The organism is Mycobacterium asiaticum (assembly GCF_001673635.1).
In the GTDB taxonomy this organism is placed as follows: domain Bacteria; phylum Actinomycetota; class Actinomycetes; order Mycobacteriales; family Mycobacteriaceae; genus Mycobacterium; species Mycobacterium asiaticum_C.
In genome coordinates this window covers 96,272-122,343 of sequence record NZ_LZMH01000002.1, presented here as the reverse complement: position 1 = coordinate 122,343, position 26,072 = coordinate 96,272, and the positions used below count along the sequence as shown (strand labels likewise).

At 67.2% G+C, this 26,072-nt stretch carries 26 protein-coding genes and 3 tRNA genes; 15 read left to right on the top strand and 14 right to left on the bottom strand.

The window, feature by feature from the left end:
* Window position 1: 1 nt before the first annotated feature.
* Together A5645_RS00680 and A5645_RS00675 are read right to left on the bottom strand one after the other, a co-directional pair.
* Complete coding sequence (locus A5645_RS00680; protein ID WP_065034050.1) at window positions 2–535, bottom strand: bacterial proteasome activator family protein; 534 nt, start codon at window positions 533–535, stop codon at window positions 2–4.
* Between the two features lie 22 nt (window positions 536–557).
* Window positions 558–2,579 (bottom strand): DUF6541 family protein, encoded by a 2,022-nt coding sequence (locus A5645_RS00675; RefSeq protein ID WP_065128134.1) that lies wholly within the window; start codon window positions 2,577–2,579, stop codon window positions 558–560.
* A gap of 138 nt (window positions 2,580–2,717) precedes the next feature.
* Here A5645_RS00675 and A5645_RS00670 point away from each other — a divergent pair, with 138 nt between their 5' ends.
* Complete coding sequence (locus A5645_RS00670) at window positions 2,718–3,914, top strand: cysteine desulfurase-like protein (RefSeq protein ID WP_065034018.1); 1,197 nt, start codon at window positions 2,718–2,720, stop codon at window positions 3,912–3,914.
* A gap of 81 nt (window positions 3,915–3,995) precedes the next feature.
* On the opposite strand, the gene A5645_RS00665 is transcribed toward A5645_RS00670, so the two are convergent.
* On the bottom strand, window positions 3,996–4,967 hold the full coding sequence (locus tag A5645_RS00665; RefSeq protein ID WP_065128160.1) for an NAD(P)H-quinone oxidoreductase: 972 nt from the start codon (window positions 4,965–4,967) through the stop codon (window positions 3,996–3,998).
* Between the two features lie 46 nt (window positions 4,968–5,013).
* Here A5645_RS00665 and A5645_RS00660 point away from each other — a divergent pair.
* Window positions 5,014–5,100, top strand: a tRNA-Ser gene (locus A5645_RS00660).
* A gap of 112 nt (window positions 5,101–5,212) precedes the next feature.
* On the opposite strand, the gene A5645_RS00655 is transcribed toward A5645_RS00660, so the two are convergent.
* Both A5645_RS00655 and lipE read right to left on the bottom strand, forming a co-directional pair.
* Window positions 5,213–6,319, bottom strand: a complete 1,107-nt coding sequence (locus tag A5645_RS00655) for an Rv2629 family ribosome hibernation factor (protein ID WP_065128133.1) — start codon at window positions 6,317–6,319, stop codon at window positions 5,213–5,215.
* A gap of 37 nt (window positions 6,320–6,356) precedes the next feature.
* The gene (lipE, locus tag A5645_RS00650) at window positions 6,357–7,598 is read right to left on the bottom strand and encodes a lipase LipE (protein WP_065128132.1); all 1,242 of its coding nucleotides are present in this window, start codon (window positions 7,596–7,598) and stop codon (window positions 6,357–6,359) included.
* Window positions 7,599–7,622: 24 nt separating this feature from the next.
* On the opposite strand from lipE, the gene A5645_RS00645 reads away from it, so the two are divergent.
* The gene (locus A5645_RS00645) at window positions 7,623–8,009 is read left to right on the top strand and encodes a hypothetical protein (RefSeq protein ID WP_065128131.1); all 387 of its coding nucleotides are present in this window, start codon (window positions 7,623–7,625) and stop codon (window positions 8,007–8,009) included.
* Here the strand turns inward: A5645_RS00645 and A5645_RS00640 are convergent.
* Window positions 7,996–8,832, bottom strand: coding sequence for a crotonase/enoyl-CoA hydratase family protein (locus tag A5645_RS00640; protein ID WP_065128130.1), 837 nt, complete (start codon window positions 8,830–8,832; stop codon window positions 7,996–7,998). The genes A5645_RS00645 and A5645_RS00640 overlap by 14 nt on opposite strands.
* Window positions 8,833–8,856: 24 nt before the next feature.
* On the opposite strand from A5645_RS00640, the gene A5645_RS00635 reads away from it, so the two are divergent.
* On the top strand, window positions 8,857–9,438 hold the full coding sequence (locus tag A5645_RS00635; RefSeq protein WP_065128129.1) for a TIGR03086 family metal-binding protein: 582 nt from the start codon (window positions 8,857–8,859) through the stop codon (window positions 9,436–9,438).
* Here A5645_RS00635 and A5645_RS00630 read toward each other — a convergent pair.
* Complete coding sequence (locus tag A5645_RS00630) at window positions 9,435–9,896, bottom strand: DUF4334 domain-containing protein (protein ID WP_065128128.1); 462 nt, start codon at window positions 9,894–9,896, stop codon at window positions 9,435–9,437. The two genes, A5645_RS00635 and A5645_RS00630, sit on opposite strands and share 4 nt — an antisense overlap.
* Before the next feature lie 11 nt (window positions 9,897–9,907).
* A complete protein-coding gene (locus tag A5645_RS00625; RefSeq protein ID WP_065128127.1) occupies window positions 9,908–10,963 on the bottom strand; it encodes an aromatic amino acid aminotransferase in 1,056 nt (351 codons plus the stop codon).
* Window positions 10,964–11,045: 82 nt separating this feature from the next.
* Between A5645_RS00625 and A5645_RS00620 the strand changes: the two genes are divergently transcribed.
* The 3 genes from A5645_RS00620 to A5645_RS28995 all read left to right on the top strand — a co-directional run bounded on the left by A5645_RS00620 (window position 11,046) and on the right by A5645_RS28995 (window position 12,137).
* A tRNA-Ser gene (locus A5645_RS00620) sits at window positions 11,046–11,137 on the top strand.
* Window positions 11,138–11,183: 46 nt separating this feature from the next.
* Window positions 11,184–11,256 (top strand) — tRNA-Arg (locus A5645_RS00615).
* Window positions 11,257–11,420: 164 nt separating this feature from the next.
* A complete protein-coding gene (locus tag A5645_RS28995) occupies window positions 11,421–12,137 on the top strand; it encodes a PE family protein (RefSeq protein ID WP_065034010.1) in 717 nt (238 codons plus the stop codon).
* On the opposite strand, the gene A5645_RS00605 is transcribed toward A5645_RS28995, so the two are convergent.
* Complete coding sequence (locus A5645_RS00605; RefSeq protein ID WP_065128126.1) at window positions 12,134–13,171, bottom strand: phosphotransferase family protein; 1,038 nt, start codon at window positions 13,169–13,171, stop codon at window positions 12,134–12,136. The genes A5645_RS28995 and A5645_RS00605 overlap by 4 nt on opposite strands.
* A 136-nt stretch (window positions 13,172–13,307) precedes the next feature.
* Between A5645_RS00605 and A5645_RS00600 the strand changes: the two genes are divergently transcribed.
* Window positions 13,308–14,252, top strand: coding sequence for a class I SAM-dependent methyltransferase (locus A5645_RS00600; RefSeq protein WP_065128125.1), 945 nt, complete (start codon window positions 13,308–13,310; stop codon window positions 14,250–14,252).
* A 243-nt stretch (window positions 14,253–14,495) separates the two neighbouring features.
* On the top strand, window positions 14,496–16,406 hold the full coding sequence (locus A5645_RS00595) for a PE family protein (RefSeq protein WP_065128159.1): 1,911 nt from the start codon (window positions 14,496–14,498) through the stop codon (window positions 16,404–16,406).
* On the opposite strand, the gene A5645_RS00590 is transcribed toward A5645_RS00595, so the two are convergent.
* A complete protein-coding gene (locus A5645_RS00590) occupies window positions 16,403–17,233 on the bottom strand; it encodes a hypothetical protein (protein ID WP_065128124.1) in 831 nt (276 codons plus the stop codon). The genes A5645_RS00595 and A5645_RS00590 overlap by 4 nt on opposite strands.
* Window positions 17,234–17,321: 88 nt before the next feature.
* On the opposite strand from A5645_RS00590, the gene A5645_RS00585 reads away from it, so the two are divergent.
* The 5 genes from A5645_RS00585 (at window position 17,322) to A5645_RS00575 (ending at window position 20,603) form a co-directional block, all read left to right on the top strand.
* A complete protein-coding gene (locus A5645_RS00585) occupies window positions 17,322–17,735 on the top strand; it encodes an MmcQ/YjbR family DNA-binding protein (RefSeq protein ID WP_065128158.1) in 414 nt (137 codons plus the stop codon).
* Between the two features lie 105 nt (window positions 17,736–17,840).
* On the top strand, window positions 17,841–18,092 hold the full coding sequence (locus A5645_RS26715; RefSeq protein ID WP_080697084.1) for a hypothetical protein: 252 nt from the start codon (window positions 17,841–17,843) through the stop codon (window positions 18,090–18,092).
* A gap of 12 nt (window positions 18,093–18,104) precedes the next feature.
* Window positions 18,105–18,260, top strand: coding sequence for a DUF6131 family protein (locus tag A5645_RS27995; RefSeq protein ID WP_099051174.1), 156 nt, complete (start codon window positions 18,105–18,107; stop codon window positions 18,258–18,260).
* Between the two features lie 155 nt (window positions 18,261–18,415).
* The gene (locus tag A5645_RS00580; RefSeq protein WP_065128157.1) at window positions 18,416–19,120 is read left to right on the top strand and encodes a response regulator transcription factor; all 705 of its coding nucleotides are present in this window, start codon (window positions 18,416–18,418) and stop codon (window positions 19,118–19,120) included.
* Complete coding sequence (locus tag A5645_RS00575; RefSeq protein WP_065128123.1) at window positions 19,098–20,603, top strand: sensor histidine kinase; 1,506 nt, start codon at window positions 19,098–19,100, stop codon at window positions 20,601–20,603. The genes A5645_RS00580 and A5645_RS00575 overlap by 23 nt, the downstream gene beginning before the upstream one ends.
* Window positions 20,604–20,615: 12 nt before the next feature.
* Here the strand turns inward: A5645_RS00575 and A5645_RS00570 are convergent, their stop codons facing one another.
* The gene (locus A5645_RS00570; protein WP_065128122.1) at window positions 20,616–21,086 is read right to left on the bottom strand and encodes a lipoprotein LpqH; all 471 of its coding nucleotides are present in this window, start codon (window positions 21,084–21,086) and stop codon (window positions 20,616–20,618) included.
* A 136-nt stretch (window positions 21,087–21,222) separates the two neighbouring features.
* Between A5645_RS00570 and A5645_RS00565 the strand changes: the two genes are divergently transcribed.
* The gene (locus A5645_RS00565) at window positions 21,223–23,103 is read left to right on the top strand and encodes an alkyl/aryl-sulfatase (protein ID WP_155767787.1); all 1,881 of its coding nucleotides are present in this window, start codon (window positions 21,223–21,225) and stop codon (window positions 23,101–23,103) included.
* 87 nt (window positions 23,104–23,190) lie between these two features.
* Here the strand turns inward: A5645_RS00565 and A5645_RS00560 are convergent, their stop codons facing one another.
* Genes A5645_RS00560 through A5645_RS00550 form a run of 3 tightly spaced genes read right to left on the bottom strand, consistent with a single transcriptional unit; the run spans window position 23,191 to window position 26,065 of the window.
* Window positions 23,191–24,159, bottom strand: coding sequence for an NADPH:quinone oxidoreductase family protein (locus A5645_RS00560; protein WP_065128121.1), 969 nt, complete (start codon window positions 24,157–24,159; stop codon window positions 23,191–23,193).
* On the bottom strand, window positions 24,159–24,761 hold the full coding sequence (locus tag A5645_RS00555) for a TetR/AcrR family transcriptional regulator (protein WP_065034003.1): 603 nt from the start codon (window positions 24,759–24,761) through the stop codon (window positions 24,159–24,161). The genes A5645_RS00560 and A5645_RS00555 overlap by 1 nt, the downstream gene beginning before the upstream one ends.
* Window positions 24,758–26,065, bottom strand: a complete 1,308-nt coding sequence (locus A5645_RS00550) for an acyl-CoA dehydrogenase family protein (RefSeq protein WP_065128120.1) — start codon at window positions 26,063–26,065, stop codon at window positions 24,758–24,760. The genes A5645_RS00555 and A5645_RS00550 overlap by 4 nt, the downstream gene beginning before the upstream one ends.
* Window positions 26,066–26,072: the final 7 nt, after the last annotated feature.

Sequence of the window (26,072 nt, the reverse complement as noted above, 5' to 3'; positions counted from 1 at the left end):
CTCAGAGGTACTGTCCGGTGCCGGGCCCGTGGTGGCCCGGCCGACTCACCCCCGGCGGCAGCGCGCCCTGACGCATCTGCTCGAGTTGCGCGCGGGCGGCCATCTGCTGGGCGAACAGCGCGGTCTGGATGCCGTGGAAGAGCCCTTCCAGCCAGCCGACCAGCTGGGCCTGGGCGATCCGCAGCTCGGCGTCCGACGGCGGCGTCTCCTCGTTGAACGGCAGGGTGAGCCGTTCCAGCTCCTCGCGCAATTCCGGTGCCAGACCGTCCTCCAGCTCGCGGATGCTGGTGGCGTGGATGTCACGCAACCGGCTGCGACTGGCGTCGTCGAGCGGTGCCGCGCGCACCTCCTCGAGCAACTGCTTGATCATGGTGCCGATGCGCATCACCTTCGCGGGCTGCTCGACCAGGTCGGTCAGGGAGCGGTCGTCGGAGTCCTCGCCGTCATCGGTTTGCCGAAGCGCCATCAGACGCGGGTCGACGCCGCCGATGACCTCGATGCCGTCATCGTTCGGGTCGTCGTTGCCCGTACCCAACTCAATCACCGTCCTCGTGCTGCTAGGGATGTACCGGCGTATCGCCGTGCCATTCGTAAATCTGGGCGCCGCCGTTGTCGTAGATCATCGTCCAGTACGGCGACTTGTCCAGTGAGACTAGTCCGTCGGGAATCTTGAACCCCCGGACCGTGGGGCCGCTGGCCAAGACGTAGCGGATGTTCAGGGCTTTGATCGCCTCGGGGACCCGCTTGTCGGTGTCGCCCTTCCTGGCGTAGGCCCAGAAGATAAATCGGTGATAGCCGGGCCCCATCTGCACGGGGTAGTCGTAGTGCGTCCACAGCGGGTGCAGTCCGGCCACGGCGTACATCCAATTCGTGCCGTCGACATTGGAGTTGCCGATCAGGGTGTCGCGTGCGCCCGGCAGCTTGGCCAGGTAGGCCATGGCGTCGAGGTCGCGTTGGTCCACCATGATCGAGTCGTATTTGTCGCCGAAGAGGAACCGGTGCCGAGGGAAGTAGAGCACCGCGAGGCCAACGCTGACACCCACCAGCAGCACCGCGGTGGCCGTGGCCCAGAAGCGGTTCGGCAGCGGTTTGCGATTTTGGGTGAACTTCTTCGCCAGAGCAATCGCCGCGGCGACCAGCCAGACCAGCGCGACGGCGGCCATCAGGTTGAACAGCGGGGTCGTGGCCGCGGCGATGCGGCGCGGATCCTTGTAGAAGAACTCGCCGATGGCGCCGGCCAGCCGGCCGAACGGACCCCACAGTGGGGTGCCGGCGTCGACGTTGATCACGATGAGCAGCAACCAGACGACCAGCGGCCAACGCACCTTCAGCAGCGCCAGTGGCCAGGAAAGTTTCAGTACGTTGCGGTTCCAGGTGATCCCGTCGAACAGCAGGATGAAGCCGCCGACGGCGCACAGGAAGCTCAGTGCGACCTGGTACGGGAAATCATTCAGATGCCGGGAGTGCATGAACACCGCGTCGAACAGGCCGTGTCTCATGCTCAGGTACGTCAGAAACGAGTGGCCGGCGATGATGTCTTCCTGCTTGGTGACACTGAGAAACTGAGGTAGCAGGATCAGCCCGGCCGTCACCCCGACCCCGGCCAACACCGCCACGTCCCGGATGCGGCCTCGCACCGGGTGCCACAGCGCCTCGAAGAGCCACCAGCCGCCCAGCAGCAACAGGGTGATGATGCCGCCGGTGATGTGCACCGAGAAGACCCCAACCAGGGCCAGCACCGCCACCGGGATGCGGTCGCGGTGCCCCAACGTCGAGGCGATCAGCGCCATGGTGGGTATCGCGACGCCATAGGCCGCCAGGTTGGGCATGGCCGCGGTGTCGAACTCTACGTAGGGGACCGCGGTGAACGAGGCGGAAAGCGCGGCCGCGGTGGCCGCGACGGCCGCGGTGCGCCACTCGGTGGTGTGGCTGCGCAAGGTCATCCAGGCCAGGACGGCCGCGCTGACCGGGAACAGCCAGATCGCCGCCGCCACCGACGTCAAGGTGTAGCCGGTGGTTGCCGCCGCGCCGGTGAGCTGGCACAGCACGGCCGTCAGGGCGTGAAAGACGGACGGGTAGTACAGCAGCGCGTGCGTCTCGACGTTGCGCAGCTCGCCCATGTGGGTGGGCGACGCCTGGCCGACGTCGAGGATCCAGCGCACGGTGTTGGCGTGCCACACCGCGTCCCAGGTGCTCGGGATCGACTGCCACTGCGATATGCCGCTGACCGCCGCCCAGCCGATCAAGACGGTGCCCAGCAGCACGCCCGCCGCGACCACGATCGCCGGACCGGGTTTGACCCCGCGGGCCTCGGCGTCCTTGTCCCGGAACCGGGCCAGCAGCAGTGTGAGCACCGTCGCCAATGCACACACCACGGCGAATGCGGCCAGCGCCGTCCACCCGTTCCATGGGATGCCGAGCGCGCCGTAAGGGATGATCGCCAGTGCCACAACGCCGTACGTCAGAGGCGGGCCGACCGCAATTGCGATCGGCCAGTTCAACTGTGCAATACGTGCGATGGTGGCACCCGGTGCGATCAGCAGGACCAATGCGATCAGCGTTCCGAAGCACAAGCTCACTCGACTAGTATGGCTGGCCGGGTGACCTGACTCGGAGGGCCGTGACGGCTGGCACGTCTATGGCGCACCCGCCACCGGCACCCATCCTCGAAAATGGCCGTAGCTTTCGAAGCACGCAATAGCTCTAAGGTGGCTGGCATGGCCTACGACGTCGCCCGGGTGCGTGGACTGCACCCGTCGCTTGGTGACGGGTGGGTGCACTTCGACGCACCCGAGGGCATGCTGATCCCCGATTCCGTGGCGACCACCGTCTCGACTGCCTTCCGCCGGTCCGCGGCCAGCACCGAGGGTGCCCACCCGTCGGCGCGCCGCAGCGCGGCGGTGCTGGAGGCGGCCCGCGAGGCGATAGCCGACCTGGTCAACGCCGACCCCAGCGGCGTGGTGCTGGGTGCAGACCGGGCGGTGCTGCTGTCGTCACTGGCCGAGGCGTCGTCGGCGCGCTCCGGGCTGGGCTACGAGGTGGTCGTCAGCCGTTTGGACGACGAGGCCAATATCGCGCCATGGCTGCGCGCGGCGCACCGGTACGGCGCGAAGGTCAAGTGGGCCGAGGTCGATATCGAGACCGGCGAATTGCCGACCTGGCAGTGGGAGAGCCTGATCAACAAGGCGACCCGCCTGGTGGCGGTCACGTCGGCGTCGGGCACGTTGGGCGCCGTGACCGACCTGCGCGCGATGACGAAGCTGGTGCACGACGTCGGCGGCCTGGTGGTCGTTGACCATTCCGCCGCGGCGCCGTATCGGCTCTTCGACATCAAGGAGACCGACGCCGACGTGGTCGCGGTGAACGCGGTCGGCTGGGGTGGACCGCCGATCGGGGCGATGGTGTTCCGGGAGCCGGCGCTGATCAACACGTTCAGCTCCGTGTCGACCAATCCCTACGCCACCGGCCCGGGCCGGCTGGAAGTGGGCGTGCACCAGTTCGGTTTCCTGGCCGGTGTGGTGGCCAGCGTCGAATACCTGGCCTCGCTGGACGAGTCCGCACGCGGGACCCGGCGCGAGCGGCTGTCGGTGTCGATGCACTCCGCCTCGGCGTATTTGAACCGGATCTACGACTACCTGATGACGTCGCTGCGGTCGCTACCGCTGGTGATCCTGCTCGGCCGTCCGGAGGCGCGGATACCGGTGGTCAGCTTCGCCGTGACGGAGGTGCCGGCCGACCGGGTGGTGCAGCGGTTGGCGGACAACGGGATTCTGGCGATCGCCAACGCCAGCTCCCGCGTGCTCGACGTACTGGGCGTCAACGACATCGGCGGCGCGGTGACCGTCGGCTTGGCGCACTACTCGACAATGGCCGAGGTCGATCAGTTGGTGCGCGCGCTCGCCTCGCTCGGTTAGGTTCCGTTACCTCGCGAGCAGACGCAAAAGTCCCCATTTGCGTGCGCAAAATGGGACTTTCGCGTCTGCTCGCGCAGGGAACTAGACCGTCAGAAGAATCTTTCCGAACGACCCGCCCGACTGCAGCAGCTGGTGCGCCTCCGCCGCCTGCTGAATTGGAAACCGCTTCCCTATGATCGGGCGGACCCGCTCGCTGGCGAACATCGGCCAAACCGAGGTGGTCACCGCGCTCACCACGGCGCTCTTGCTGTTCGGTCCGCTGACCGGACGGGCCCGCAGCGTGGTGCCGATGACCCGCGCTCGCTTGACCAGCAACTTGCCCAGGTTGATCTCCGACTTCACCCCGCCCTGCATGCCGATGATGACCAGTTGTCCGTCGGTGGCCAGCGCATCGATATTGCGATCCAGATAGGCCGCACCCATGATGTCCAGGATCACGTCGGCTCCGTCGGTCTCCTCCCGCAGGCGGGCGACGAAGTCCTCGTCCTTATAGGAGATGGTGATCTGGGCGCCCAGCTCGCGGCACAGTTGCAGCTTCTCCGGTGATCCGGCAGTGACGGCCACCCGGGCACCGAGGGCACGGGCTACCTGGATGGCGTGGGTGCCGATGCCGCTGGCCCCGCCGTGCACCAGCAGCAGCTGGCCGGGGCCCAGGTGGGCGGTCATCACCAGGTTGGACCAGACCGTGCAGGCCACCTCCGGTATCCCGGCCGCGTCCACCAGCTCGACGGGCGAGGGGATCGGCATCACCTGGCCGGCCGGGACGGCGGCGTACTCGGCGTAGCCGCCGCCGGCCAGCAGCGCGCACACGTGTTGTCCGACGCTCCACTGCGTCACGTCTGCACCAATGTCCGCGATGACGCCGGACACCTCCATGCCGATGATCTCGCTGGCTCCCGGCGGGGGCGGGTATTTGCCCGCGGCCTGAAGTACATCGGCACGGTTGACGCCGGCTGCGGCGACCTTGATCAGTACCTCTCCCGGCCCGGCGGACGCGTCCGGGACCTCTTGCCAAACCAAATGTTCGGCGGATTCGGCGACTATGGCACGCATGTCGGTCACGCTACCGGCACCGCTACCCTTGCCTTACCGATGTTCGGGTGGCGTGGCAGAGCGGCCTAATGCACTCGCCTTGAAAGCGAGAGACGGCTAAAACCGTCCGGGGGTTCAAATCCCTCCGCCACCGCAAATTTGTTGGCCGCGAGCGCGCCGCCCCGCCCGCGAGGGTGCGTGTCGGTACAGCGACACGCCGCCGCGGCCGGCATTTTGTGCACGCTCGCGACTAAGCGACGCCCAAGCTAGTGCAGCGTCGGCGCGTAGCGCAGCACCGCGGCGATCCCGTCGGCGGGTTCGATCCGCTCGTCGGTGCGCACCAGTGACGCTCCGACCGAGATGGCGAACAGCGGCAGCGCCTCGTCGGCGCGCAGTGTCTTGGCAGGCGCGGCGCCCTGCTCGGACAGCACGTTGGCGTTCGGAGCGATGGTGGTCAGTCCCTCGTCGGCGACCACCGTGGCGCCGCCGATGTCCCCAACGATCAGCGTCTCGACCGCCCCCTGGCGCAATGCCGAACACACCGCGTCCAACCCTTCGGCGGCCAGCCCGGATTGCCGGCCGACCTCGGCGCTGAACCGCTCGGCGGCGGCTTCGAGGATCTGCAACTGCCGTTTGGCGAACCAGGTTTCGATCTCGCGTTGCACCTCGTCGAAGTCGTGCCCGCTGTGCCGCGCGCCAACCTCTAAGGGCACGGCCCGGTCGCCGATCCGCTCGGGCAGTTGCGCCAGCAGGTCGCTGCGGGACCGCACCTCGCCGACCAGGAAGACCGCCTCGGAGCCGGTCTGGTCGGTCAATTCGGCGATGCGGTCGGCGACGGCGCGCATGTTCTTGCGGGCAGCCTCATCGGTGCGCGGTTGCGGGTCGCCGTAGCCGGCGGTCTCGGCGCCGGCCGCCTTGTGCACCGGGTAGCCGCCGCCGTCGACAGTCTCCGAGCGCAGCCCGTTGTTGTCGCGGACGGTCAGGTCGGCGCCGGCGTGGTCGACGATCGCCAGAACGTAATTCGGCTCGTCCATACCTAGTTCGAGGACGGGAATCAGGTAGGGCAGTTCCGACACCCGTGTCACGGTGGCCGCGGGCGGGCGCACCAGATGCTCGTTGACCAGGACACCGGTCGGACCGGCCACGACCGCCCGACCGCTGCGACCGATCGGTGGTTGCAGATCCATGACGGCGCGCTCGATCTCGTCGACGATGGATTCGTCTGCGCCCTGCCGCTGCAGTTCCTCACGCACCGCGCGCCATTTCAGGTCGAGTTGAGCGGCGGCATCGTGGCTGTCGTGCGAGTCGTCGAAGTAGACGGACGCAAAGGGTCCGGGGGTGTTCAGCAGTTTTCGGAAGCGTTCGGAATCCATGTGTCGATGGATGCCCGCCTAGTCCACTGACAAACGCTCACACCCGCGGGATCGAGGCGGCGATGGTGTCCATCAGGGTGGTGTAGCGCTTGATTTCGGGGTCCTTGCCGGGCTTGCCGCTACTGATCACGCCGCCCGCCAAACCCCGCGCCGGATCCGCCCAGATCGCGATGTTGGCCAGCCCGAGGTTTCCGAACGCGGCAGCAGCGTTGCGCCCGAACGGCCCCCAGCGGTCGGTGCCCAGCATGAATCCGGTGCCCCACCGGGCCGGCTGCAGTCCTACCGCGAAATCGGGCCGCAGCCGGCGGGCCTCCTGCACGGCGTTGTACATGCGTTCCGCGCTGATGATCCGCACGCCGTCGAGTTCGCCGCCGCGGCGCCAGATTTCGGCGAAACGCGACAGCTCGTCCGCGGTGGAGACGCCGTTGGACGACGGCACCACGGTGGTCAGGAACGCCGGGGTGTTGGTGTAGGGGATGATCTCGTGCACCGTTCCGCCGATCGCCTTGCGGAAGATCGCGGCAATCACCGGTGGCAACGGTTTGCCGGTCGGGTGACTGGGCGCAACCAGCGGGACGTCCTGCGCCGCCACGCCGAAGTTGGTCCACCGGAAGTTCAGTGGCTCAAGGATTTCGCTGGCCAGGATGTCGCGAATGTCCTTGCCGGTGCTCGCGTAGACGATCTCCCGCATCAGCGGGCCCCAGGTCAGCGCGTGGTAAATGTGCACCAGGCCCGGCCGGTACAGCGGACGCAGTTTGCCGAGCTGTTCCTGGGCGTATTCGTGGTCGTCGGCGCGCTTGAGGTCCGGACGGGGCCCGGTGGGGAACGGGACGCCCGCGCTGTGGTTCAGCACGTGCCGGATCGTGGTGCGGTCCTTGCCGTGGCTGGTGTAGGTCGGGATGTATTCGCACACTCGGTCGTCGAGGTCGAAGACCCCGCGTTCGACGAGCAGGTGGACGACGGTCGCGGTGATGCCCTTGGACGCCGAGTACACGCAGAACGGAGTGTCGGTGGTGACGGGAATCTTTTCGGCGTCGGGTTCGTCGGTGGGGGCGTTGCCCCAGCCGTGCCCGATGGCCCGGTTCAGCACCACCCGGCCGTTGCGCCGGAGGCACAGCTGGATGGCGGGGTGCATCCCGGCCCGGTACCAGTGCCGCGCGGCCTGCCAGATCCGCTCGACGGCGGCGCTGCCGACTTCGGAGTGGTCTTCGTCGCCGATCGCCGTCACGGCGTCCAGGTCGTCGGGCACACGGATCCGGCCATCGGGTGTTGACGTCATCGCCGACAGCCTAGCTTTACAGGCATGGCCGCCCGGTTGCGCTACGTCGAGGTGATCCTGCTCGTGTTCGACGCGTACTCGGTCGGCCTGGGTTTATTCCAGTGGCTGGCGCCGCAGACGTTCTTCGACACCCTCGGCGCCTTCGGGATCCGCAACACCCACTACATCTTCGACAACGCATCATTCGAATTGCCGCTCGGCCTGACGCTGCTGGCAGCCCTGCGGTGGCCGTCTTGGCGCGTACCCGCGCTGGCGTTCGCGACGGCGCACTGGGCGCTGCACGCCCTCAGCCACCTCATCGACACCAACCATCGCGCCGGCGCAACGGTCGGGTGGCTGGAATTCGGCGGGCTGGCGATCTCGACGGGCTGGCTGGCTGTTGCGCTGTGGTTCAGCGCTATTCGCCGGTGAACTGCGGCGGACGCTTGGCGAACGTCGCAGAGATGCCCTCGGTCAGGTCCTTCGACGGCAGGAACGCCGCGTTCCAGGCGGCGACGTAGCGCAAGCTCTCCGACACCGCCGAGGTGCGCTGCTGATCGAGCACGTCCTTGATGCCGTGCACCGTCAGCGGGGGATTGGCGGCGATCTCGGCGGCGGTGGCGTGCGCGGCGGCCAGGGTGGCCTCCGCGCCGTCGTACACATCGTTGACCAGACCGATCTTCTCGGCACGGGCGGCATCGATGTCTTTGCCGGTCAAAGCGAGTTCGCGCAGGTGTCCGTCGTTGAGGATCAGCGGAAGCCGGGCGAGGCTGCCGACGTCGGCGACGATGGCCAGCTTGACCTCGCGCACCGAGAACTTCGCGTCGGCGCTGGCGTAGCGGATGTCGACGGCCGAGATCAGGTCGACGCCGCCGCCGATGCACCAGCCGTGTACCGAGGCGATGGTGGGAGTGCGGCAGTCGGCGACCGCGGTGATGGCGGCTTGCATCCGCTTGACCTCCCGGTGGAACACCGCGCGCGGGCCGGCGAGCGCGTCGCCGGACAGCAGCGGCGTGAACGAGCCACCCATCGCCGGAACGTCCAGGCCGTAGCTGAAGTTGCGGCCCGATCCGGTCAGGACGATGGCGCGCACCTCCGGGTCGGCGTCCAGCGCCGGGAACAACTCTGGCAACTCCGCCCAGAACGCGGGCCCCATCGCATTGCCCTTGCCCGGCCCGATCAGGGTCACCTGTGCGACCCGGTCTTTGACCTCGACGGTCACGGATTCATATGTCTCTTCAGATGCCTCGCCCATACTCGAGACCGTAGCGTGGCGAATATGCCCGCAGACTTGCGCCCAGGACCCGACTCCCCGCCAAACGACGAGCTACGCAGCGCCGAGTTGACGCTGGGAATCCTGGAGGAGGTCGTCAAGACCATTGCCCGGGAGGACCTCAGCCGGCAAACCCCGTGCACGGAATTCGACGTGGCCGCGCTGACCAAACACCTGCTGAACTCCGTCACCGCGATCGGCGGCATGGTCGGGGCCGAATTTCCGGAGTCCGACGACGAAGACTCGGTCGAGCGACAGATCATCCTGCGGGCCCGGCCGGCCCTGGACGCCTGGCATCGCCATGGCTTGGACGGCACCGTCAAATTCGGCGACAACGAGATGCCGGCTCAGGTCGCGGCGGCCGTCCTGTCGCTGGAATTCCTGGTACACGCCTGGGATTACGCGGTCGCATTGGGGCGTGACGTCGAGGTTCCCGATTCGCTGGCCGAGTACGTGCTGGGGTTGGCGCACCAACTCATCAAGCCCGAACGGCGGGGCGGGGCCGGCTTCGACGACCCCGTCGAGGTGGCCGAGGATGCCCGCGGTCTGGACCGGCTGGTCGCCTTCACCGGCCGCAACCCCGGCTAGACCCGCTCGAGATAGAAGTAGAAGTAGCGGCCGTCGTGTACGACGCCCTTGCCGTTCATGATGCCCATCACGGCGTCTTCGTCGATCACCTTGAAGTGGTCGTGGACCGGTTGGCCGTCGTAGACCATCGTCGCGGTCACCTCGCCGCGGAACTCCTCCAACCACAGGCTGGCCTCGCCTTTACCCATCTCGACGTTGGAGAACTTGTTGCCGTCGGCGTCCACACACACCAGTGGCTGGACGTCGGCGGCGGACTTGAACGTCTTGCCGAACCACCCAGCCTTCTCCAGCTGGTGGTTCATCCTGTGGCCGGTGACGAACTCGCCGCCGCGCCATTCTCCGAGCATGCCCTCGATGGTGGCCGGTGACAGCGATGCCCAGAACTCGTCGAGCTCGGCGTCCGGGATGTCGCCGGCGCGCTCGGTGAACTCGGTGAACTTCTTGCGAGCCAGGCTCATAGAGGTACTCCTCAAATCCAGTTGCGAGCGAACCGCAGCATCGCGTCGTTCTCTTCGGGCGCGGCGGTGACGGTGACGCGCACACCGTCGCTGCCGTAGGGACGGACCACGATCAACGCGTCGGCGGCCTGTTCGACGAAGTTCCGCGTGCGGGCGCCCAACGGCAACCAGACGAAGTTGGCCTGGGAGTCGGGCAGGGTGAAGCCGGCAGCGCGCAGCTCGGCGCTGACCCGCACCCGTTCGGCCACCACCGCGTCGGTGCGGGCCAACAGCTCGTCGCCGGCCTCCAGCGAGGCAATGGCCGCGGCCTGCGAGACGCTGGTCGCGGTGAACGGGACGTAGACCTTGTCCAGTGCGGTGATCACCTCTGGGTGCCCGATCGCATACCCCACCCGCAGACCGGCCAGGCCGTACGCCTTGGAGAAGGTGCGCAGCACCACTACGTTGTCGTGCGCGCGAACCAGCCCCAGGCTGTCGGGTGCCATGCCGTCGCGGATGTACTCGACGTAGGCCTCGTCGATGGCGATCAGGATGTCTGACGGCACCGCTTTGACGAAGCGGGTCAGCGCATCCGGGTCGACGACGGTGGACGTCGGGTTGTTGGGATTGCAAACGAAGATCAGCCGGGTCCCGTCGGTGACCGCGGCCAGCATCGCGTCCAGGTCGAAGGTGTGGTCGGTCAACGGCACCTGGACGGGCCGGGCCCCGGCCACCTGGACCTGCGGCGGGTACAGCTCGAAGCTGCGCCAGCCGAAGATCACCTCGTCCCCCACCGAGGCGGTGATCTGCACGAGTTGCTGGCACAGGCTCACCGAGCCGCAGCCCACCGCGATGTGCTCGGGGGCGAAACCCGGCCCGACATGGCGGGCAAGCGCCGCCTTGAGCTGCACGCAGCCGTTGTCGGGGTAGCGATTGATCAGGTCGGTGGCGTGTTCGATGGCCGCGCGGACACTGGGCAGCGGGCCGAACACCGTCTCGTTGCTGGCCAGTTTGATCGCACCGGGCACGGTCTTGCCGGGAACGTAAACAGGCAGCCCCGCCAGCGCGGGCCGCAGGCGGGCGGTCACTTCGACAGCATATGTCGCAGCTGTGTACGCTATGCCTCCGGCGGCTCCGGGTTCCGGGGTCGGGTAACCTTTGGAAGGCCATGGAGGCGTGCCAGAGCGGCCGAATGGGGCTCACTGCTAATGAGTTGTTCCCCTCAAAGGGAACCGGAGGTTCAAATCCTCTCGCCTCCGCCAAGCAACACCTGCTAGACAACTGACTGACGACAACTGAAGAACGCTGGCGCCCGTAGCTCAACGGATAGAGCATCTGACTACGGATCAGAAGGTTAGGGGTTCGAATCCCTTCGGGCGCGCACATGAATTCAAATCCGCTGTAAACGCTTTTTACAGTCACGCGGTCGTCGATAACTAATTTATAACGTTTCGGCTTCGGAGATATAAAAGCACCCCGCCGACCAGCGGTTTCGCCTTAAAGTGCGGAGGTTCCGCAAGCCGGGTTAGTCCGAGGTGTGTCGCCGTGTCATTTGTGTTTACGCAGCCCCAGTTGCTGGCGGAGGCTGCGACGAATTTGGCGGGAATTGGGTCGTCGCTGACGGCGGCCAATTCAGCGGCCGCCCTGCCTACCACGAGCGTGCTGGCCGCCGGCGCCGACGAGGTTTCGACCGCGATGGCCAACGTGTTCGGTTCGCACGCCCAGCAGTACCAGCGGATGAGCGCCCAAGCGGCGGATCTGCATCAGCAGTTCGTCCAGGCGATGAACTCGGCAGGCAACGCGTACGCCGGTGCCGAGTCGGCGAATGCGAAACCGATGGCGGGCGGTGGCGCAACCGCCGGTGGGGCTGGCGCACCGGCGCAAGGGCTCCTCGGGCGTCCGTCGGGCGGCAGCATCGGCGCCCCCGGGCCGGGGCTGTTGGGCGGTCCCGGCAATGCCGGCTATCGCGGTGGTGGCGTCGCCGGTGGCGGCACTCCCGGTCGGTCGGGCGGCTACGCCGGCAGTGCTGCGCCGGTCGGGCGGGGCCCTGTGGCCAGCGCGGCGAGCGCGGGGCTGCTCAACAAGCCGGAACCGGTGTCCGGCCGCGCCCGAAACGGCAAGTCCGGCAAGGGGTTCGGCGACGGCGGTCCCGGCGGCCGCGGGGACGCGCGCGACCTGCGGGCCAGCTACGTCAAGCGCCACGACGAGGCCCGGCGCGAGTTCGGCGCCGGTGGTGCCGGCGGCGCCAATCGCGTCGCTTAAGAACGCGTCTCGATCAAGGCCAGCGCGCGCTCGAACAGGTGCACGGTGCCGGCGTGCAGCTGATCGCCGACGGCTTTCTCCGCCTTGCCCGCGCAGGCGCGGGCCAGCGTGCCCTCGATCACGATGCCCAGCTTGAAACAGGCCAGCACGGTGTACCAGGTGATGTGCGAGAGGTCGCGAGTGGTGTTGGCGGCATAACGCTGCAGTAGGTCGTTGGTGCTGGCCAGACCGTCCGTGCCGCCCAGGGCGTGGCCGAACACGCTGGAGCCGTCGTCCTGCCGCCACGTGGCCAGCAGCCAGCCCAGGTCCAACAGCGGGTCGCCGATCGTGCACATCTCCCAGTCCACGATCGCGACCACGTCTGGCCCGGTGCGGGAGAACATCACGTTGGCCGCGTGGTAGTCGCCGTGCATGATGCCGGGAGTCCACTGGGTGGGTCGGTGGCTTTCCAGCCAGTGCGAGACCTCGTCGATGCCCGGGATGTCCGGACCGGGGTAACCTTCGTACTCCTGATAGGACGCCAGCTCCGAAAGCCAGCGCGGCACTTGACGTTCCAGAAAACCCGACGGTTTGCCGAAATCTTCGAGGCCCACGGCGACGTGATCGACGGCGCCGAGCCTGGCCAGCGCGTCGGCCATCGACAACCCCATGCCGTAGCGCACCTCTGGGTCATTGGCATGCAACGGCGGCAGGCCCTCGCCCGCGTTGAAGCCGTCGATCGGTTCCATCAGGTAGAACACAGCGTCTCCGAGCACGCCCGGGTCGTCGCACATCGCGATCAGATGCGGGTGCGGCACATCGGAGCCGGCGAGCGCGGCAAGTACCCGAGTCTCCCGCAGGATGACGCTGTTGCTGCGGGGGCGCAGGTGCCGTGGGCCGCGACGCAGCACGTAGGGCCGGCCCGACCGGGTGAACCGCATCATCACGTTCTGCGTGCCGCCGGTTACCGCCGCGACATCCTGCAGGGGTCCCTCCCCGAGACCCTGCTCCGACATCCAGCGAGCCACCGCATCCAGATCCACGGCCGGGTTCATGCTGCTCCTTTGCGCCTGTCAACCGACTTGGAGAGAGCCTAGAAAAAGCGTAGGGACCGCCCAGCGGCGGCCGTTGCGGGCGCCGCGCTGGAAGAATAGTTTGCAAAACTGACTATCGCGGTTCAGGAGGAGTGCCATGCAGCGCACCGACAACGATTCTTGGGAGATCACGCAAAGCGTCGGGTCGACCGCGCTGGGTGTGGCTGCGGCCCGCGCCGCGGAGACCGAGAGCGAAAACCCGCTGATCAACGACCCGTTCGCCAGGGTCTTTCTGGACGCGGCGGGCAAGGGAATGTGGACGCTGTACGCCGATCCGGACTTACTCGCGCAAGCCCGCGAGATCGAACCCGAGATCGGTAACCGCGCGCAGCTGATGGTCGACTTCATGGCTACGCGGACCGCGTTCTTCGACGAGTTCTTTCTCGCTGCCGCCGACTCCGGCGTCCGTCAGATAGTCATTCTCGCCTCCGGCCTGGATGCTCGTGCGTGGCGGCTGCCGTGGCCGGACGGCACGGTGGTCTACGAGCTCGACCAGCCCAAGGTGCTCGAATTCAAGAACACCACCTTGGAGCAGCACGGTGCCCGGCCCACCTCGCAGGTGGTCAACATCGCGGTCGATCTGCGCCAGGACTGGCCGACGGCGCTGCAGGAAGCGGGCTTCGACCCGACGCAGCCGACGGCGTGGTCGGCCGAGGGCTTGGTGCGGTACCTGCCCGCGCAAGCCCAGGACCTGTTATTCGAGCGCATCCACATGATGAGCGCACCTGGTAGCTGGTTGGCATCGAACGTGCCGGACAAGGGTGCGATCGACTCCGATCTGGTGCAGCGCCAGCGCGAGGAGATGCAGCGGATCCGTGCGGTGGCTGCGCGACTTGTCGACGCCGAGATCCCCGCCGTCGAAGACCTGTGGTACCCCGAGGAGCGCACCGCGCTCACCGATTGGCTACGGGATCACGGCTGGGAAGCCACCGCCGCGGACTTCCCCGAACTGATGGCCCGCTACAACCGGGTGGTCCCGAACGGCTCCGAGTACTCGATGCCGCCGACGCTGTTTGTCTCCGCGCGCCGGCCTGCCGTCTGAACCACTCTTTTTAAGAGTTCCACCGCGCCGACGGTGTCGGTGGCTGGGTCGCCGACGGCGCCGACGGGTCGGTCGGGCGGACGGCGTGCGACGGGTTCTGCGCGGCTGAGAAGCCAGGAGGCGTAGGGATCCTTTGTCGGTATTTTCTTTGACCTGAGCGGAAATCCCTATCCATTTTGCGCAATAACGCTATCGTCAAAATCTTTGATTCGCTCATGGCTTTGGACGGCTGGGAGGGTGACCGTGTCATATCTGGTGGCGGTTCCGGAGACGGTTGCTGCGGCGGCCGCGGACATTGCCGGCGTCGGCTCGATTTTGGCTTCGGCCGGCAGGCTGGCCGCGCCACCGACCACGAACGTCTTGGCGGCGGGTGCCGACGAGGTGTCTGCGGCAGTCGCGGCGTTGTTCAGCGGACACGGCGAGCAGTTCCAGGCCGTGAGTCGGCAGCTCTCGACCTTCCATCAGCAGTTCGTGCAGTCGCTCACCGGAGCCGCCGGAGCCTACGCCTCAGCTGAGGCGGCCAACGTCGCACTGCAGTCGGCGCAGCAGGACATCCTCAACGCCGTCAACGCGCCGACCCAGGCTTTGCTGGGCAGGCCGCTGATCGGCGACGGAGCCCACGGCACGGCTGCGAATCCAAACGGCGGTGCCGGCGGGTTGCTTTACGGAAATGGTGGCAATGGGTTCTCCCAAACCGCCGACGGGGCGGTTGGTGGAGCTGGCGGCGCGGCGGGATTGATCGGTAACGGAGGGCTGGGCGGCGCCGGTGGGGCCGGTGCGGCCGGCGGTACCGGTGGTTCGGGCGGCTGGTTGTACGGCAACGGTGGCGCCGGCGGCGCGGGCGGGGCAGCCTTAGCCGCTGGGCCCGGCGCTAATGGTGCAAACGGCGGAGCAGGCGGTGCGGGTGGCGCCGCCGGGTTGTTGGGTGCCGGTGGTGTCGGCGGCGCTGGCGGTACCGGTGGCGCGGCCGGCGGTGGAATCCCCGCAGGTGGTACCGCCGCTGGACAGGGCGGCGCCGGAGGTGCCGGTGGTGCTGGTGGGTGGTTGTCCGGTAACGGCGGGGCAGGTGGCCAGGGCGGTGCTGGCGGTGACGGAAGTCTGAAGGAAGGCGCCTTGTCCGGCGGCGCAGGCGGACAGGGCGGCGCCGGCGGCGCGGCCGGACTATTCGGTGACGGCGGGGTAGGTGCCGCCGGGGGTGCCGGTGGCGCGACGGGCATATTGAGCGGCGGTTCCGGCGGGTCCGGTGGCAGCGGCGGTAACGGCGGGTGGATCTACGGCAATGCCGGTGCCGGCGGGCAAGGCGGAGCCGGTGCCGGCGGCGCAGTGCAATACCAGGGCACCTTCGCCGGCGTCTTCGGTGGCGGCGGCGGGGCCGGTGGTGCAGGCGGCAACGCCGGTTTGCTTGGCAACGGCGGCGCCGGCGGCGCAGGCGGGTTGGGCGGACAGACCGGTGCCAGCACATTTCTGCCCGGCGTTGGCGGAGACGGCGGAGATGGCGGCAGCGGCGGCAGGGCCGGATGGTTGGCCGGCAACGCGGGAGTCGGTGGGCAAGGTGGCACCGGCGGCGCAGGCCGCGGCGTGAACCCCGACGGCACTTCGTTCTTCGCCTTTGTCGGCGGAACCGGTGGCGCTGGCGGCGCAGGTGGCGGGGCTGGACTGTTCGGTGCAGGTGCGGCCGGCGGTGCGGGCGGTGACGGAGGAATCGCTGGCGCCGTCCAGGGAGGTGCCGGCGGTGCCGGCGGTGCCGGTGGTGCTGGCGGGCTGCTGATCGGCGACGGCGGCGCCGGCGGGAATGGCGGGGTCGGCGCGAGTGCGGTGGTGACCGACCTTGCTACCGCCGGTGTCGGCGGTACCGGCGGCGATGGCGGAGCCGGTGGAAGCAGTGGTTGGCTCTATGGCAACGGGGGCGTGGGTGGTGCCGGCGGTGGCGGTGGAGCGACCGGCATCAACGGCATCGGCCTTGACGGGCGCCCCGGTGGGAATGGCGGCGACGGCGGTAACGGCGGCGCCTCCCGGCTGATCGGCAACGGCGGGGGCGGAGGTCAGGGAGGAGCCGGTGGCGAAGGCGGCCCAGCGGGAGGTCTCGACGGCATCGACGGGCAGGACGGAACCGGGGGTGCCGGCGGCGTCGTGTTCGGCGAACCAGGCGCTTAAGCGTCAGTCGACGAACCGCCCTCTAGGTCCTTCTTGATAGCGGCAATCGCATCGACCGGCGTCAGATTCTGGCCCTGGCTGTTCTGCCCCAACTGCGGCCACCCGGCGCCGTCGGGGCCGAGCAGCTGATCCCAGATCTGCCGCACCTTGGTCAGCAGTTCGGCTTGTTCGTCGTCGGTGAGTGCCATCAGCGGTCCTCCGTTCGTCCCGATGCCGCACGCGGCGGCGAATTGTTGCGGTGTCAGCCCGTCGGCGGAGTTCATGTCGCACCGGCCGAACGGCGGCGCACCCTGCGGCAGGTTCGGGCTGTACCCGTTGCCGTCGGTGTACTGATGTGCCACCTGCCCGGGCAGATTCGGGTTGGATCCGTAACCCGCGGCGATGACGCGAAGCCCCGGTGGGCGCACGCGCCACATGTTGAAGAAGTCATAGGCGTTGGCGTAACCGATGATTCGGGCCGGTGAGCCTGCGTAATCGGCCAGGTTCCAGTACAGCTGGTTGATCCAGCTAGACCCGTCGCCCGGCGGGTTGCCCCCGGACTCAACATCGAGCATCAGCGCCACCCGCGGGTGTAGGCCGCCTTCGGCGTCGATCATCGACCGCACCGTGTTGGCATTTGCCAACCAATTCGGACGGACGTAGGTGTAGACAATCCCGAAGGTCAATCGCCCACTATCCAACGCGCCGCGCATCCAGGTGTAATTGCGCGCGAAATTGTGGTCGCGATAGGTGCCGTCGCTGACCCGGATCGACAAGACCCGGTGGGGGTACGAATCATTAACTGGCACTTGATATTCCGAGACATCAGCGAACAGCGTGTCAACCACTGCGGCGCAATCCCCCTCTACTGCAACCCCTTACCGATCGCCCATGCTACAGCGGGGAGCGCCCGCATCCGCCGGTATCGTCGCGGGCATGGCTGATCGGCCCGCGAAAGTCAACGATGTGCACCGGCTCGCCGCCGCGATGCCGCATGTGAAGAAGCTTGAGGGGCCGAAGGGCAACGCCATCTACCAGGTGGGCGGAAAGTCGTTCGTGTTCTTCCGAACTCCGCAACCGGATGCGGTCGATCCGGCGACCGGGCAACGCTATCCCGACGTGATCATGCTGTGGGTGGAGTCCGAGAGCGACAAGCTGGCCCTGGTCCAAGACCCTAACTCGCCGTTTTTCAGCACCAGCCACTTCGACGGGCATCCCTCGGTGCTGGTGCGCGCCGCCCGGTTGGCCGAAATCAGCGTCACCGAGTTGTCGGAACTGATTCAGGATGCGTGGCTGTCCCGCGCGTCCAAAAGGCGCGCCGCAATGTGGCTCGCCGATCACCCCGCTTAGAACGGCCTGACGGGCGAACTTGCGGCCCTTTTTCATGTTTAGGCACGCGTACAACGGGCAACGCTGTGCTGCACGGGAATTGTTTCGGGAACAACGGAGGCCGCTATGGTGCGAGGTCGCGGAATTCTAGGTGCGATTGTGTTGATCTGGCTGCTCATAGGGATCCTCGCAGCCTGGCAGCGCGGCTACTTCAAAGGTCAGGAAACCAGTTGTGCCTCAGCGGGAACCGTTGCGGTCACGGTGATTGCCGGACCGCTGAATTACATGGGCGTGAATCCAAAAGTAAAGGATTGCCACGCGCCGCAGTTACCGCAGCCGAGCGCCCTGCAATCAATTGATCACATCCCTGCTAGTTAAAAGGAAATCGCCATGATTGTCGTCGGTGCCATCCTTCTCATCCTCGGATTTGTGTTTGGCGTGCATTTGTTGACCGTGCTCGGGGTGATTCTGCTCATTGTGGGCGCGGTGATGTGGGCCATGGGTTCGGTCGGCCGCCCAGTGGCCGGCAGGCGCTACTGGTACTAACACAGCATCGGGGAAACGGCCGCGTGACCGCATCGACGGTCACGCGGCCGTTTGTGTTTCACAGGTCAAGCACAGGGATGCCATAGCGTTGCCCTATCCGGGTACGGATACTGGAACCCGTGGCGGCTCCCAGAAGTTCCGTTGAACGCGTGATCATGTGCCGCGCCGACGGCCAACCGGTCACCGTGCTGGTGGTGGACGACGAACCCGTTCTCGCCGAGATGGTGTCGATGGCATTGCGCTATGAGGGTTGGAACATCGCGACAGCCGGTGACGGTGCCTCGGCCGTGGCGGCCGCCCGCGCCGAACGCCCCGACGTAGTAGTGCTGGATGTGATGCTGCCCGACATAAGCGGCCTGGAAGTCCTGCAGAAGCTGCGCCGGGAGAATCCTCGATTGCCGGTTCTGCTGCTGACGGCCAAGGACGCGGTCGAAGACCGAATCGCCGGATTGACCGCTGGCGGAGACGATTACGTGACCAAGCCGTTCAGCATCGAGGAGGTCGTGCTGCGGCTGCGCGCGCTGCTGCGCCGCACCGGGGTTACCACGGTCGACAGCGGCGCCCAGCTGGTCGTCGGCGACCTGGTACTCGACGAAGACAGCCACGAGGTGACCCGCGCCGGCGAACCGATCTCGTTGACCACCACCGAGTTCGAGCTGCTGCGGTTCATGATGCGCAACGCCAAGCGGGTGCTGAGCAAGGCACAGATCCTGGACCGCGTTTGGAGCTACGACTTCGGCGGGCGATCCAACATCGTCGAGCTGTATATCTCCTACCTGCGCAAGAAGATCGACAGCGGGCGCGAACCCATGATCCACACGCTGCGCGGCGCAGGCTATGTCCTCAAGCCGGCGCGCTAGCGGGCCCCGGGTCTGGTCGCTGCGACTGCGGCTGCTCGTCGGCCAGATCGCCGTCCTGGCAATCGTCTGCGTCGGCATCACCGCAGCCACTGAATTGGCGCTGCGCCACCATTTGGTGGCCCAACTCGACAGCCAACTCAGCGGCACCTCCTACCGTTCGTCGCTGCTGTATCCCGAACCGCCGCGCCGCCACGAGCCGCGTTACGTCAAGACCGGCCCAGGCCCAAGGTTTCTCGACGCGCCCGGCCAGCCGGCCGGCATGGTCGCAGCGGTGGTCAGCAACGGCAGGACAGTGGACGCCGGTTATCTGACGGGCAGCGGCGCCCGGGATGCATTGACGCCGACCGCGCAGCACCAGCTGGAGGAGATCGCCGGCAGCCGCACGCCGGTCACCCTCGACCTCGATGGCCTCGGGCGCTACCGTGTCGTCGCCGCTCCGAGCCGCAACCGGACCGACGTCATCGTCACCGGTCTGTCCATGTCCAACATCGACGCCACCGAACTGCGGATGCTGATCATCTTCGGCATCGTGACTCTGATCGCGCTCGTCGCGGCCACCACCGCCGGAGCGGTGATCATCCGTCAGGCGTTGGCGCCGTTGCGACGGGTCGCCCAGACCGCGACCAAGGTGGTGGATCTGCCGTTGGACCGCGGTGAGGTCGAGCTGCCTGTGCGGGTGTCCGAGCCCGATGCCAACCCCGCCACCGAGGTGGGCCAACTCGGTTCAGCGCTCAACCGCATGCTCGACCACATCGCGGCGGCCCTGTCGACTAGGCAGGCCAGCGAGACCCGGGTTCGCCAATTCGTCGCCGACGCCAGCCACGAACTGCGCACGCCGCTGGCCGCGATCCGCGGCTACACCGAATTGGCGCAGCGCATGGGCGACGACCGGGAAGCGGTGGCGCACGCGATGAGCCGGGTGGCGTCGGAGACCGAACGGATCACGCGTCTCGTCGAGGACCTACTGCTGCTGGCCCGGCTGGACTCCGGTCGACCCTTGGAACGCGAACCGGTGGACCTGTCCCGGTTGGCGGTCGACGCTGTCAGCGACGCACACATCGCTGGGCCGGATCACCAGTGGGAACTCGACCTGCCGCCGGAACCGGTGATGGTGACCGGCGACGAGGCCCGCCTGCACCAAGTGGTGGCCAACCTGCTCGCCAACGCGCGCATCCACACCGGCCCGGGCACCGTCGTCACCACCCGCCTCAGCGCCGAGCCGACGCACACGCTGCTGCAGGTGATCGACAACGGCCCCGGAATTCCCAGGGACCAGCAGTCGGAGGTGTTCGAACGGTTCGCTCGCGGCGACACCTCGCGGTCCCGCAAGGGCGGCAGCACCGGACTGGGTCTGGCGATCGTCTCGGCAGTTGTCAAGGCCCACAACGGGACGATCACCGTCAACAGCTCGCCCGGGCACACCGAATTAGCGGTACGGCTGCCGAGTAATGGACGGCAGCCGACCGCGTCGTCGTCAGGCTAGGGCGTCAGCTTGTCAGGAGCAGGTGACGTCGATCTCGAACGGCTTGTTGACCGGTGACATCGGGTTGGCCGCGTCGATACCGGTGGCCGTTCCGGTGATCTTGTAGGCGTTGCCGTTCTTGGTGGCCTCGGCCTTGCCCTGGCCGGTTCCGGCGGTGTAGCCCAGCACTACGCCGTTGACGCTGCCAAGTCCGACCGACCTCACCTCCGGGGGATTGGCGTCGCTGAGCACCGCGGCGATGCCGGCCGCCTGCCCGCCGATCGCGATATTGACATTGCCGGCCGCCGTCGTGCACACGACCGACCCGGTGACGTGCTGGTCCTGCCCGTCGATGAGGACCTTTGTGCCAGAGGCGCTGCCGCCTCCGCTACTTGCCGCGCTTGAAGACCCGCCACCCGATTTCGGCTTGTCACTCGAACATCCGGAAAGACCCGCAACCAGAATGGCCGCTCCGGCTACCGCGACCGTCAGCCCACGCTTCACCTGTGCTCCTTTGCCCGTAAACCGGCCCATCGTCTTTGAGGACCGCCCCGGCAGTATGCGCGGTAAGTGGACGAAATTCTAGGTACGACGAAATATTTGTTTTGCCTTTCCGAGGCTGCACGCGTTTGGCAAGGTGATTCCGATGGAGCACAAGCCGCCCACCGCGGTCATCGAATCGGCACATCGCGCGCACACGCTACCTCTGGACGACACAAGGGATTTCGACGACGCCGACCGCGGCTTCATCGCCGCGCTGTCGCCATGCGTCATCAAGGCCGCCGACGGCCGGGTGGTCTGGGACAACGACGCGTACTCCTTCCTCACCGGCCCCGCGCCCACCTCGGTGCACCCCAGCCTGTGGCGGCAGTCGACGCTGGCCGCCAAGCAGGGCCTCTACGAAGTGGTACCGGGCATCTATCAGGTCCGCGGTTTCGACATCTCCAACATCAGCTTCATCGAGGGCGACACCGGGGTCATCGTCATTGATCCCCTGGTGTCCACCGAGGTGGCGCGCGCGGCGCTGGAGCTGTATCGCACGCACCGTGGCGGTGACCGACCGGTGGTCGCCGTGATCTACACCCACAGCCACGTCGACCATTTCGGGGGCGTGCTGGGCGTGACGTCGCAGGCCGACGTCGACGCGGGCGAGGTCGCGATCCTGGCGCCCGAGGGCTTCACCGCACATGCCGTGCAGGAGAACGTGTATGCGGGCCCGGCGATGCTGCGCCGCGCGACCTACATGTATGGCTCACAACTGGCGCGGGGCCCGCAGGAACAGGTGGGTTGCGGGTTGGGCCAGACGCCGTCCACCGGTGAGGTGGGGCTGATCGTCCCGACCGTGGACGTCCGGGCCACGGGGGAGACGCACACCATCGACGGCGTCGAGATCGAATTCCAGATGGCGCCCGGCACCGAGGCGCCGGCCGAAATGCACTTCTACTTCCCGCAATTCCGCGCGCTGTGCATGGCCGAGAACGCCACCCATAACCTGCACAACCTGCTGACGCTGCGCGGTGCGCTGGTGCGTGATCCGCACGCCTGGGCTGGCTACCTGACGGAGGCCATCGACGCGTTCGCCGGCCGCACCGACGTGGTGTTCGCCTCCCATCACTGGCCGACCTGGGGGCACGAGCGCATCGTCGAATTCCTGTCTTTGCAGCGAGACCTGTATGCCTATTTGCACGATCAGACCTTGCGGTTGTTGAACCAGGGCTACACCGGCGTGGAGATCGCCGAGATGTTCGAGCTGCCACCGGCATTGGACCAGGCTTGGCATGCCCGCGGGTATTACGGATCGGTCAGCCACAACGTGAAGGCCGTCTACCAGCGCTACATGGGCTGGTTCGACGGCAATCCGGGACGGTTGTGGCCGCACCCGCCCGAGGCGCTGGGGCCACGCTATGTCGAGGCGCTGGGCGGGCTGGAGCGGGTGGTCGAGCTGGCCCGTACCGCGTTCGATGCGGGCGACTTCCGCTGGGCTGCAACGTTGCTCGACCACGCGATGTTCACCGACCAGCACCATGCCGCGGCACGCGAGCTGTACGCCGACACCTTGGAGCAACTGGGCTACGGTGCCGAGAACGCCACCTGGCGCAATTTCTTCATGAGCGGCGCAACCGAACTGCGGGCGGGCAACTTCGGCACGGCGGGGCAGGTCAGTTCGCCGACGCTGCTGGCGCAGTTGACGCCCGAACAGGTCTTCGACGGGTTGGCCATCAGGGTCAACGGACCGGGCAGCTGGGACCTGGACATCGCCATCGACGTCACGTTCGACGACGTCGCCACGAACTACCGGCTGACCCTGCGCAACGGTGTGTTGGTGCACCGCAAGGCAGCCGCCGACCCCGCCACCGCGACCGTAACGGTCAAGCTGGCCAACAAGATCCGGCTGTTGCTCGTCGCAATCGGTGACTTCACATCGCCGGGGCTCGAGTTGTCCGGTGACCAGGCGGCGCTGCAATCGTTGTTGGCGGTGCTCGAACAGCCGGATGCGAACTTCAACATCGTCACCCCCTGATTCCGGCGGGTCACCCTCTCTCGCGAGCAGACGCTAAAGCCCCCTAAGTGGGCCTCGCAAGGGTACTTTCGCGTCTGCTCGGCACACTTAGGTGACGTCGATGATCACCTTGCCGAGCACTTTGCGGTCGGCGACATAGCGCAGGGCCGCGGCGGTCTCGGCCAGCGGAAAGCGGGCGCCGATGTAAGGGCGGATCTTGCCGTCGGCGAACAGCTGTGACAGCTCGGCGATATCGCGAGTGCATTCCTGGGGATAGTCGTCCAAAAAGGTGCGGATCTCCATCCCTCGGATGGTGACGTCCTTGAGCATCACCAGGTTGAGCGGGATCGCCGGAATCGTGCCCGCCGCATAGCCCAGGGTGACGAAGGTGCCCCCGCGCGCCAGGCCGCGCAGCGCCGGCTCCGCGTAAGGCCCGCCGACCGGATCAAGCACGACGCGCGCGGCGTCCCCGGTGAGTTCGCGGATACGCAACTTCAGATCCTCGTTGTCGTAGTCGACGGTGGCCTGCGCCCCGCGCTCACGGCACAACTGCAGCTTCTCCGGGCTGGACGCGGCGGCCAGCACCCGCGCTCCCATGACCACCGCAAGATCGACCGCGGCCAGCCCGACTCCGCCTGCGGCGCCCAGCACCACCACCCAATCACCTTCTGCCACTTGGGCTACCGACCGCAGTGCGTGGTATGCGGTGCGGTAGGTCACCCCGAAGGCCGCCGCCGAACCGAAGTCGACGCCGTCGGGAACGGTCTGGGCGATGGTCGCGTCCAGCAGTGCCAGCTCAGCGAAGGCACCGAACGTGGTACCGAACACCCGCTGTCCCGGCTGCAACGATGCGCCCTCGCCGACCGCTACCACCTCGCCGGCGATCTCGTTGCCCGGAGTGAACGGCGGCGGGATCCGGACCTGGTACTTGCCCGCGACGAACAGCACATCAGGAAAGTTGACCGCCGCGGCGTGCACCCGCACCAACGCCTGACCCGGCGCCGGCACCGGATCGGCGACCTCGGTCAACACCAGATCCTCCGGCGGGCCGTAGGCATTGCACACGATCGCGCGCATCAATCGACTCCCAGTCCGCGCAGACAGAACCGCGCCAAATGTTCGATGTCCGTTGGGCCGGGCCGGTTGGCCGAGCCCATATACCGACGCATCATCGCAATCGTGCACCCGTAGACCGCGTCGACGTCGCGATGGACGTCCGAGCTGCCCAGGGCGGTGACCGGCTCGACCAGCAGGTCACGCAGCGGCCGCAGCATTTCCTGGTCGGCGGCAGGGCCATTCGACATTTGCCGAGCAGCGGCACTGCTCATGCTGCTCAGCTGCGGGTCGGCGACCTGTGCCACGGTGCCCTCGATCCAGCACGCGACCTTGTCTCGGGGACGGGAGTGCTTGGCCATCTGATGCTGCAGGTAGGACACCACGATCGCGACGCCGCGTTCCATCACCGCCAGGATGAGATCGTCCTTTCCGGCGAAATAGCGGTAGAACGCCTTGTTCGACGACCCGGCCTCGGCGACGATGTCGCTTACCCGGGGCGGCTCGGGCGCCACCCGCTCCATCACCCGGACCGCCGCGGCCAGGATGCGTTCCACCTCCTCGGTGGCCTCACGCTGCCGATCGTCGAGCGCTCGCTCGACGGCCGCGGTGACCCGATCGCTCATGGTGAATCCGGCAGTGCCGGAACGCGATCGATCAGGTCGCCGTACTTTGCCCGGGCAGCCTCGCGGCGGACGTCCAGCATCTCACGGGGCCATTCACCCTCCTCGGCCTCATAGCCCTTGAGCAGCATGCGGGCCAGGTTGACCTTGTGCGCCTCGGTAGGCCCGTCGGCCAGTCCGAGCGCAATGCCACCGAGCAGCATGTTCACCAACGGCAGCTGGTCGCTGAGCCCGAGTGCACCGTGCACTTGAATCGCCCGCATCGCAATGGATTTGAGCACCTGCGAGGCCAGGATCTTACAGACGCCGATCTCCGCGCGAGCCGCGCGCTCGTCACCATTGTCGATCAGCCAAGCGGCATGCAGGACGGTCAGGCGGAACGGTGTCAGCTCGGTGTAGGAGTCGGCGATGAACTCCTGCACAAGCTGCTTGTCGGCCAGCGAACTACCCTGGGTGAAACGGCTTTTCGCGCGCCGGGCCATCATCTCGACGGCCCGCTGGGCCAACCCGATCGAGCGCATCGCATGATGCAGCCGGCCGCCGGCCAGTCGTGTCTGCAGGATCAGGAAACCTTGGCCGGGCTTGCCCAGTAGAGCGTCCGCACCCACCCGCACGTCGTCGTAGCGGACCAGTGCGTGTCCCGGTTCATGGGGATCCGATCCGACCAAGTGGTGATTGGCCTCGATGGTGAGGCTCGGTGTTCCGGCCGGAATCAGGAATGTGGAGGCCCCGTAGTGGACCGGTACGTCGGGATCGGTGATCGCGACGACGATGAAGAACGAGGCGACGGATGCGTTGGAGGAGAAGAACTTCCGCCCGGTGATCACCCAGTCGTCCCCGTCTTGTACCGCGCGGGTGTTGAAGACGCGCGGATCGGCGCCGCCCTGGGGTTCGGTCATCGAGAAACAGGAGAAGATCTCGCCGGACAACAGACCGGCCAGGTAGCGGTCCTTCTGCTCCTGGGTGCCGAAGCGGGCCAAGATCTCCGCGTTGCCGGTGTCGGGTGCCTGGGTTCCGAATACGATTGGCGCCCAGGGGCTGCGGCCCAATATCTCGTTGATCAGCGTCAACTTCACCGCGCCAAAGCCCTGCCCCCCGAGTTCGGGGCCCAGATGCGGCGCCCATAAGCCCTGATCACGCACCTGCTGCTTGAGGGGGTCGACGATCTTTCGCCGCTCCTCGTTCAGCGGCAGGAACTCGCAGCCCGGGAACAGCACCTCAAGCGGCTCGACCTCGTCGCGGACGAACTCACGGACCCACTGCAGTTTCTTCTCGAACTCGGGCTCGGTGGAAAAGTCCCACGCCATCGAAGGC

What these genes read in the sequence shown, in the direction of transcription:
- A5645_RS00670 (WP_065034018.1), top strand. Translation starts at nt 2,718, where the DNA reads ATGGCCTACGACGTCGCCCGGGTGCGTGGACTGCACCCGTCGCTTGGT.
- A5645_RS00665 (WP_065128160.1), bottom strand. Translation starts at nt 4,967, where the DNA reads ATGCGTGCCATAGTCGCCGAATCCGCCGAACATTTGGTTTGGCAAGAG.
- A5645_RS00655 (WP_065128133.1), bottom strand. Translation starts at nt 6,319, where the DNA reads ATGGATTCCGAACGCTTCCGAAAACTGCTGAACACCCCCGGACCCTTT.
- lipE (WP_065128132.1), bottom strand. Translation starts at nt 7,598, where the DNA reads ATGACGTCAACACCCGATGGCCGGATCCGTGTGCCCGACGACCTGGAC.
- A5645_RS00645 (WP_065128131.1), top strand. Translation starts at nt 7,623, where the DNA reads ATGGCCGCCCGGTTGCGCTACGTCGAGGTGATCCTGCTCGTGTTCGAC.
- A5645_RS00640 (WP_065128130.1), bottom strand. Translation starts at nt 8,832, where the DNA reads ATGGGCGAGGCATCTGAAGAGACATATGAATCCGTGACCGTCGAGGTC.
- A5645_RS00635 (WP_065128129.1), top strand. Translation starts at nt 8,857, where the DNA reads ATGCCCGCAGACTTGCGCCCAGGACCCGACTCCCCGCCAAACGACGAG.
- A5645_RS00630 (WP_065128128.1), bottom strand. Translation starts at nt 9,896, where the DNA reads ATGAGCCTGGCTCGCAAGAAGTTCACCGAGTTCACCGAGCGCGCCGGC.
- A5645_RS00605 (WP_065128126.1), bottom strand. Translation starts at nt 13,171, where the DNA reads ATGAACCCGGCCGTGGATCTGGATGCGGTGGCTCGCTGGATGTCGGAG.
- A5645_RS00600 (WP_065128125.1), top strand. Translation starts at nt 13,308, where the DNA reads ATGCAGCGCACCGACAACGATTCTTGGGAGATCACGCAAAGCGTCGGG.
- A5645_RS00585 (WP_065128158.1), top strand. Translation starts at nt 17,322, where the DNA reads ATGGCTGATCGGCCCGCGAAAGTCAACGATGTGCACCGGCTCGCCGCC.
- A5645_RS26715 (WP_080697084.1), top strand. Translation starts at nt 17,841, where the DNA reads ATGGTGCGAGGTCGCGGAATTCTAGGTGCGATTGTGTTGATCTGGCTG.
- A5645_RS27995 (WP_099051174.1), top strand. Translation starts at nt 18,105, where the DNA reads ATGATTGTCGTCGGTGCCATCCTTCTCATCCTCGGATTTGTGTTTGGC.
- A5645_RS00580 (WP_065128157.1), top strand. Translation starts at nt 18,416, where the DNA reads ATGTGCCGCGCCGACGGCCAACCGGTCACCGTGCTGGTGGTGGACGAC.
- A5645_RS00575 (WP_065128123.1), top strand. Translation starts at nt 19,098, where the DNA reads ATGTCCTCAAGCCGGCGCGCTAGCGGGCCCCGGGTCTGGTCGCTGCGA.
- A5645_RS00560 (WP_065128121.1), bottom strand. Translation starts at nt 24,159, where the DNA reads ATGCGCGCGATCGTGTGCAATGCCTACGGCCCGCCGGAGGATCTGGTG.
- A5645_RS00555 (WP_065034003.1), bottom strand. Translation starts at nt 24,761, where the DNA reads ATGAGCGATCGGGTCACCGCGGCCGTCGAGCGAGCGCTCGACGATCGG.
- A5645_RS00550 (WP_065128120.1), bottom strand. Translation starts at nt 26,065, where the DNA reads ATGGCGTGGGACTTTTCCACCGAGCCCGAGTTCGAGAAGAAACTGCAG.